At 48.9% G+C, this 7,030-nt stretch carries 6 protein-coding genes and 2 pseudogenes; all 8 read left to right on the forward strand.

Annotation, left to right across the window (positions count from 1 at the left end; all coding sequences use genetic code 11):
• Positions 1-732 (forward strand): annotated as a pseudogene (locus INT22_RS00280) (BREX-1 system phosphatase PglZ type A); the annotation flags it as partial.
• A 72-nt stretch (positions 733-804) separates the two neighbouring features.
• Entirely contained in the window at positions 805-2,889 is a 2,085-nt protein-coding gene (gene brxL, locus INT22_RS00285) for a protease Lon-related BREX system protein BrxL (protein WP_193059746.1), read from the forward strand.
• A gap of 62 nt (positions 2,890-2,951) precedes the next feature.
• Positions 2,952-3,134, forward strand: coding sequence for a hypothetical protein (locus INT22_RS00290; protein ID WP_041158396.1), 183 nt, complete (start codon positions 2,952-2,954; stop codon positions 3,132-3,134).
• 58 nt (positions 3,135-3,192) lie between these two features.
• Positions 3,193-3,516 carry a hypothetical protein gene (locus tag INT22_RS00295; protein ID WP_193059747.1) on the forward strand — a complete coding sequence of 108 codons (324 nt, stop codon included), beginning with the start codon at positions 3,193-3,195 and terminating at the stop codon, positions 3,514-3,516.
• A gap of 285 nt (positions 3,517-3,801) precedes the next feature.
• Complete coding sequence (locus INT22_RS00300) at positions 3,802-4,392, forward strand: hypothetical protein (RefSeq protein WP_193059748.1); 591 nt, start codon at positions 3,802-3,804, stop codon at positions 4,390-4,392.
• Between the two features lie 371 nt (positions 4,393-4,763).
• Positions 4,764-5,750, forward strand: a complete 987-nt coding sequence (locus INT22_RS00305) for a DUF3644 domain-containing protein (RefSeq protein ID WP_193067458.1) — start codon at positions 4,764-4,766, stop codon at positions 5,748-5,750.
• Positions 5,751-5,827: 77 nt separating this feature from the next.
• Positions 5,828-6,478, forward strand: a complete 651-nt coding sequence (locus INT22_RS00310) for a hypothetical protein (protein ID WP_193067459.1) — start codon at positions 5,828-5,830, stop codon at positions 6,476-6,478.
• Positions 6,479-6,688: 210 nt separating this feature from the next.
• Positions 6,689-7,030, forward strand: a pseudogene (locus tag INT22_RS20110) (hypothetical protein); the annotation flags it as partial.

Here is a 7,030-nt window from a genome sequence, read left to right on the forward strand (position 1 = left end):
CAGCTAACCCGTAAAATTCTCATGCACCTGAACACCAGCACCGTGTTGGTCACCGCCGACCACGGCTTCCTATTCCAGCGCAGCGCGTTGGATGCTACCGACCGCACGGCGCTGTCAGACAAGCCAACGTCGGCCTTCAAAAGCAAAAAGCGCTATGTGCTGGGCGAGTCGCTGCCCGATAACCCCAGCGTGTGGCACGGCCATACCCGCGATACGGCAGGCACCAACTGCGACACCCAGTTCTGGATACCCAAAGGCGCACACCGTTTTCACTTTGTCGGCGGGGCGCGCTTTGTACACGGGGGCATTATGCCCCAGGAAATTGTGGTGCCGGTGCTCACCGTTCAGCAGCTGCGGGGCGAGAAGGTGGAAAAGCGCACCAGTCGCAAGGTGGAGGTGATCTCACCCAAGGCATCGCTGAAAATGGTCAATAACATTCAGCGCTTCGACCTGCTGCAAACCGAAGCGGTGAGCGAGCGCCTCCGCCCGGTCACGTTGTCGGTGGCGATTTACGCGGGCAGCGAGGTGGTTTCCAGTGAAGAGGTCGTGACCTTCGATAGCGCAAGCGACAATATGAACGAGCGCATGAAGTCGGTGCGCCTCTCGCTATCGGGCACGTCATTTGATCGCAAGAATGACTACTTCTTGGTGCTGCGTGATAAAGATCTGGGCACCGAGCGGGAGCGCTACCGGGTGGTGATCGACCTCGCATTTACGGATGATTTTTTCTAGGCCCGTCATCAGCTGGGAAGCTTTTATGTTTGTGCATTGTGCTTTTTTCGTCGTTCAGGAGTGACCGCCCACATGGATTTTGACTCATCTTCCGCCACGCACATTACCGACGCCCTTCAGGACGCCGATCTGGATACGCTACTTAACACGCACTTTGCGGGCCGCGTGGTGCGTAAGGACCTCACCCAGCGCGTGAAAGAGGGCGCTAATGTGCCCGTGTATGTGCTGGAGTACCTGTTGGGCATGTACTGCGCCTCTGATGATGCGGAGGTGATCGCTAAAGGGTTGGAAAACGTCAAAGCAATTCTGACGGATAACTACGTTCGCCCGGATGAAGCGGAGAAAGTGAAATCCATCGTGCGCGAGCGCGGCAGCTTCAAGGTGATTGATCGTGTCACGGTGCGTCTGAATGAGAAAAAAGACCGCTATGAAGCAGCGTTCAGTAACCTAGGCATCAAAGATGCCGAAATCTCCGCAGGCATTGTTAAAGAGCACGAGAAGCTGCTGGTAGGCGGGATTTGGGTGATCGCCACGCTCAGCTACTTCCATGAAGAGGGGCAAACAAGCTCGCCGTTTGGTGTCAGCCTGCTCAAGCCGATTCAGATGCCCCACATGAATATGGACGAGCTGTTTGAAGGGCGGCGTGGGTTCACCAATGCTCAATGGCGTGAAGTGCTGATTCGCTCGATTGGTATGGAACCTGCCGAGCTTGATGAGAGCGTGCAGTGGCATCTGCTGGCCAGGATGATTCCGTTTGTTGAGAACAACTACAACGTCTGCGAGCTAGGGCCACGGGGCACTGGCAAAAGCCATATCTACAAAGAGTGTTCACCCAACAGCATTTTGGTCTCCGGCGGGCAAACCACGGTAGCTAACCTGTTCTACAACATGAGCTCGCGACGCATTGGCCTGGTGGGTATGTGGGACTTGGTGGCGTTCGATGAAGTGGCCGGTATCTCGTTCAAGGATAAGGACGGGGTGCAGATCATGAAGGATTACATGGCCTCTGGCTCCTTTGCCCGTGGGCGCGAACAGATGGAAGCCTCAGCCTCGATGGTGTTCGTTGGCAACATCAATCAAAGCGTGGAGTCGCTGGTGAAAACCAGCCACCTATTGACGCCATTCCCTGATGCCATGATTGATGCCGCTTTCTTTGATCGCTTCCATGCCTATATTCCTGGCTGGGAAATCCCCAAGATGCGGCCCTCATTCTTCACTCAGCGCTATGGGTTTATCGTCGATTACCTAGCCGAATTTTTCCGTGAGATGCGCAAGCGCAGTTTCGCCGATGCGATTGATCGTTACTTCTCTCTGGGTGACAACCTCAACCAACGTGACGTGATCGCGGTACGTAAAACCGTGTCGGGCTTGCTTAAGCTGATGTTTCCCCATGGCGGCGGTTCACAAGGGCTGATGAAAGACGATGTACGCGATTGCCTGGAATACGCCATGCAGGTACGTCGCCGCGTGAAAGAACAGCTGAAAAAGATTGGCGGCATGGAGTTTTATGATGTCCATTTCAGCTACATCGACAAGGAGACCCTGGAAGAGCGCTTTGTGTCAGTAAAAGAGCAGGGCGGTGGCGGCCTAATTCCAGAAGGCCAGGGCAAGCCAGGCGTGGTGCACACCATTGGCCTAAGCGACAAGGGCATGCCGGGGGTTTATCGCATCGAAATGCAGGTTACTGCGGGAAGCGGCAAGCTGGCCATGTCAGGGCTTTGGAACTCAACGGCTGCCAAAGAGCAGGTCAAAATGGCGTTTGATTACTTCAAGGCCAACGCCAGCCGCATCAGCGGAGCCCGCAAGGTCATGGAGCATGATTTCCACCTTCATGTGGTCGATCTGCAAAATAGCGGCGTGCTGCGTGATCTCTCGCTAGCAAGCTTAGTCGCTTTTTCCTCTGGCCTGGTAGGTAAACCTACTCAGAGCCAAATGGTCGTGCTGGGCGACATGAGTCTAGGGGGCAGCTTGAAACCCGTCGAAAGTCTAGCGGAATGCCTGCAGGTTGCCTTTGATGCCGGTGGCAAGCGCGTCACTCTGCCCATGAGCAGCGCCATGGATATTCCTACCATCCCCGGAGAGCTGTTCACCAAGTTCCAAACCAGCTTCTATGCCGAACCGATTGATGCAGTGGTCAAAGCGCTTGGGGTGGATTAAGGTTAATGAGTCTACCGTGATACTGCATTCATGGTTTCGCACGCACTGCAGAAGGCACTTAGATGCAAAAATCTAATGAGTCCAGTGATATAAAAGCAGACGGTGGCCCTCTGCAGCGGCTTAAGGGCTCGGTCGGCAAATATGAGCTGCCGTTTGAGCCTGTAGGCGCTGACGACTGGGAAGCCATGCAGGTGGAAGAGCCTGTTCCAGCCACCCAATCAGGTGATGAGCATCCGCCGAGATAGGCACGCATTGCACATGCCATGTTAGTGAGTACATGGTCGGTAGGGGAGGAGCATAGCAATGAAAGTGACTGAAAAAGTAGAAGTCGAGGCCGTCACTGATGTGGTGTGCGATGTCTGCCTAACCACAACACGTGTAGCAGAGGAAAATCTTGAGTACGCCACCCTCAAGGCACATTGGGGCTATGGCTCTCAACACGACGGCGAGCGCTATGAAGTTCACCTTTGCGAAAGCTGTTTTTTCAGCACGTTGGCTTACTTCAAACAAGAACGCCGCGTACAAAATTTGTTCAGCGAAGATAGTGACAGAGATCAAGCCTTCAATACAGATGACCGCCTGGGGCTCGTGGCGACGGATGATTATTTTGGTGATAGAGACGCCTAAGCGTGCTATGCAGTTTCGCCTCGCTTTTGGACTGGTATAGAGAGTTGCTTAAGGCAGATTTCGACCCAAAGCGGACATGCCGGGAAAGGCAGTCGGCACGTTTATTGGGTATATGCTGCATGCGTGATGGTTGGTTTTATAATGCCGATTTATACTTAATATCTAAGTAATTCAATAAGATGAAATGTGGTCGGTCGTGCAGAATAATATTGTTGAGCGCGCGTGCGCATTCAAGTGAAATGTCGAGAATGTTATTTAATACAACTATTAGGAATCTTGGAAAGCATGATGCGATTTTCTGATGAGGAGTTGCACCTCTACACAGAAGAGTGCAACTCCAGAGCTGATGAGCTAATTGGCTTCGCCATGGAGATGTTTGGACCTATGACTTCGGATTGGGTATACGACGGAGTCATATTCCTTGAACATCCTCCCCATTTACATTATTGGCCTGAGAGTGGGACGGTTCAGGTTGCTTTGAGCCACAAGGCAATTAATGACGACGCACAACGCGACTTCCAACTTGCTCATGAAGTCTGCCACCTTTTGTATCCATCTGTAAGCCTTGAAAATCCAAGCGAACCCGCAACCAACGTAATCAATGAAGGCATATCCACATATTTTTCCGTACTTGTTGTTGATGCGGCATACGGAGAAGATATTTCAAATGCCGTATTGGAAAGCCTCGTAAACCACTCGCCCCGGTACCTATTTGCATTAAAGCAAGTTATGGCGCTCTTGCGTGCTGACAGGGATGCTGTGAAGAAGGTTAGAGAGGCTCAGCCAATGGTCAACGAGATAACTGAAGGCGAACTTCGCTCATTGGGTTTAAGCCTGCCGGAGGAAACATATAGCGCACTCACAGAAGCTTTCTGATGGAGCTGGGCATGGAGCCTTGGGTATCATATGAGGTGCCTAACAAGTCGCTCCAGTCGGACGATAAACCCGCTATGCGGCTTTGTCGTCGCTGAGCTAAAGTGTTGAATATCAATAAAAACTCAATGGCCGAAACAGGAATGATCTTGCATAGGTGCTATCGACTCTAATCGAACGTTACGGAAAATTCAGCATGCGCGCAAATTTTGGATATATAGCCTATATAAAAACCAATATTCATAAAAAACATAGACTTGGAAAGATTTGAAAGGCCGCATTTGACGGGAAAAAGTGCTAACAAGCTTACCCAATCATAGTATGGGCAGTCAAATACCTGTTATGTGTATTCAAACATTGTTCAAAGGAATTTTATGGCGAAGCGCAATCGAAAAATTGGATCGATAAAAACGGAACTTCTGACAAAGTCCAGAGAATCGATGCTTGCAGCAGTCCAAATATTCAATAACCCGAACATACAATTTAAATCTGAAAGTTTTATTGTTTTATCAAATATCGCATGGACATACTTGCTTCATGCTTACTATCGATCTAAAAATGTTGAATACCGCTATTATGACCAAAAAGGCAGTAGGAAGAGATATCACAAAACAAAAAAAGGAGCGCACAAGCATTGGGAGTTAGAACGCTGTTTGGATGATCGTTCTTGTCCGATTGATAAGGTAGCTAAATCGAATTTGAAATTTCTCATAGGTCTCAGGCATGAAGTAGAGCATCAAATGACTACGAGAATAGATGACTATCTTAGTGCAAGATTTCAGGCGTGCTGTCTAAATTATAATGAATACATAAAGTCTCTTTTTGAAGATGGTTTAGGTATAGACAAGCACCTATCGTTTTCTCTACAGTTTTCATCTATTACAGAAGAACATGCTAATCAGCTTAAAGAGTTCTCTGATTTACCACAAAACATTTCATCTTATATTAACGGCTTTGACTTGGATCTTCCTCAGGAAGAATACAACGACCTTAGATACTCTTATAGGGTTTTGTATGTTCCAAAATCAGTTAATCACAAAGGACAGGCTGATAAAGTAATCGAGTTTATTCCAGCAAACTCCCCAGAAGCAGAAAAATTAAACAAAGAATATGTATTAATAAAAGAAAAGGAAAAACAAAAATATCTCCCTAGTGAGATTGTGAGAATTATTGGTGGCATGGGTTACATAAAATTCAAACAACATCATCATACTATTCTGTGGCAGTCAAAAAAAGCAAAGGAAAAAGGTAAGAGTTATGGAGTTCAAGTTGCGAAAACTTGGTACTGGTATGATTCGTGGCTAAAGGAGGTGAAAAAGCACTGTGCAGAGAATGCGAGAAAGTATGGCAAAAACACATAACAAGTTGCTGCACGTGGAAAAATACTCGTTATGCTCCCAATCTTCCGGTGAGCAAAGCGTTAAGTGAGGGGTATACATTGAACAGTGAAATAGTCACAATTATTGGTAGTTCGTACTTTGAAGCTATCAGCGCTCTGCTAGAAAGACTGGATAAGCACGAAAAAGGCAGTTCGTCAGGTTTTCAAGTTGGATACTATGAAAGCGGTTTTGCAGCCTCTATCTGTATTCTTTCAGTAGTCGCCCTTGAGTCATACGTTATGCGGACTCGATATATTAACAATGCAGTAGGATCTGATCTCAACAGGCTGGCAGTTCCAGAGTATTTGAAAGGGATTTACCCAGACTTTCCTCTTCATGAGGAAACAACAGAAATCTTCGTTGTGAGGGATCTTTTAGCCCATAATCATCTTTGGGAAATGCAGCTTGAGCTAGAAGAAGGCGTAGGCATGAAAGAGAAAGACTCCACAAGAAAAAGCTCAGGAGACAAGAAATTTTTGGGTTGCGTTGATCGAGGTTCAGGAAAAACTCGATGTTTTGGCCTAAACGTCGTGCCAATAAAGGTTGGAGCTGAAGATGCCAGAATTTCTCTCAAGATAATGTGGCGCGTTTTGTTGTTTCTAGAGGCAAAAAACAGAAATCAATGCTACGTCTCTCACCTTCATGTAATTCATAAAGGGCGTCAGTTTAAGATGGGCGAGCTAGTGGGGTTGGCAGAGACATGCACATAACAAGGCCAGGCAAGCCTACGGTTGATGGAGACATTACATCAGAATCCTCTTAAAGTCCGCTCTTGGCCGAAATCGGAATGCACGAACACCCCATGGTGCGCGTGCCACGCCCATCAGGAAATCCGAAACCAAGTCGATCCCGCGCTTAGCCAATGAATACGATACCTTTGAGCGTTGCCTTGCGTATCGAGACCAGCGCGGCAGAGATATTTGGGGCACCCGCCGCTGGAAGGAGTTGTTGCTAGGGATGCACGCTCCGTCACGCGTCATCGTGAACGGCCTGCTGACCCGATAACGGGCGTTTACCATTACGAGCGTCCCACTGGGACAACACTCTGGGTAGCGGCTTGGTATGCGTTGATGCCCGACGGTTCACGCAAAAAACGCAGCGCTCAGTTCAGTTACGGTACGTCACGCACCCGCTATGCGATCTCAGAAGAAGCGATGCAGGCGGCGATTAAACGGCGGCAAGAGGAGGAGGCGCGCTGGTACTGTGTCGTGGGTAAGCGCGATCAACGGCGCGTGAACCAATGTAAGCGTTCATCCTACGAC

Origin of the sequence: Halomonas sp. 3D7M, from assembly GCF_014897885.1 — a bacterium.
Taxonomy (GTDB): Bacteria; Pseudomonadota; Gammaproteobacteria; order Pseudomonadales; family Halomonadaceae; genus Vreelandella.

Excerpts from the sequence above, each read along its gene's own strand:
- brxL (WP_193059746.1), top strand. The coding sequence starts at position 805 with ATGGATTTTGACTCATCTTCCGCCACGCACATTACCGACGCCCTTCAG.
- INT22_RS00290 (WP_041158396.1), top strand. The coding sequence starts at position 2,952 with ATGCAAAAATCTAATGAGTCCAGTGATATAAAAGCAGACGGTGGCCCT.
- INT22_RS00295 (WP_193059747.1), top strand. The coding sequence starts at position 3,193 with ATGAAAGTGACTGAAAAAGTAGAAGTCGAGGCCGTCACTGATGTGGTG.
- INT22_RS00300 (WP_193059748.1), top strand. The coding sequence starts at position 3,802 with ATGATGCGATTTTCTGATGAGGAGTTGCACCTCTACACAGAAGAGTGC.
- INT22_RS00305 (WP_193067458.1), top strand. The coding sequence starts at position 4,764 with ATGGCGAAGCGCAATCGAAAAATTGGATCGATAAAAACGGAACTTCTG.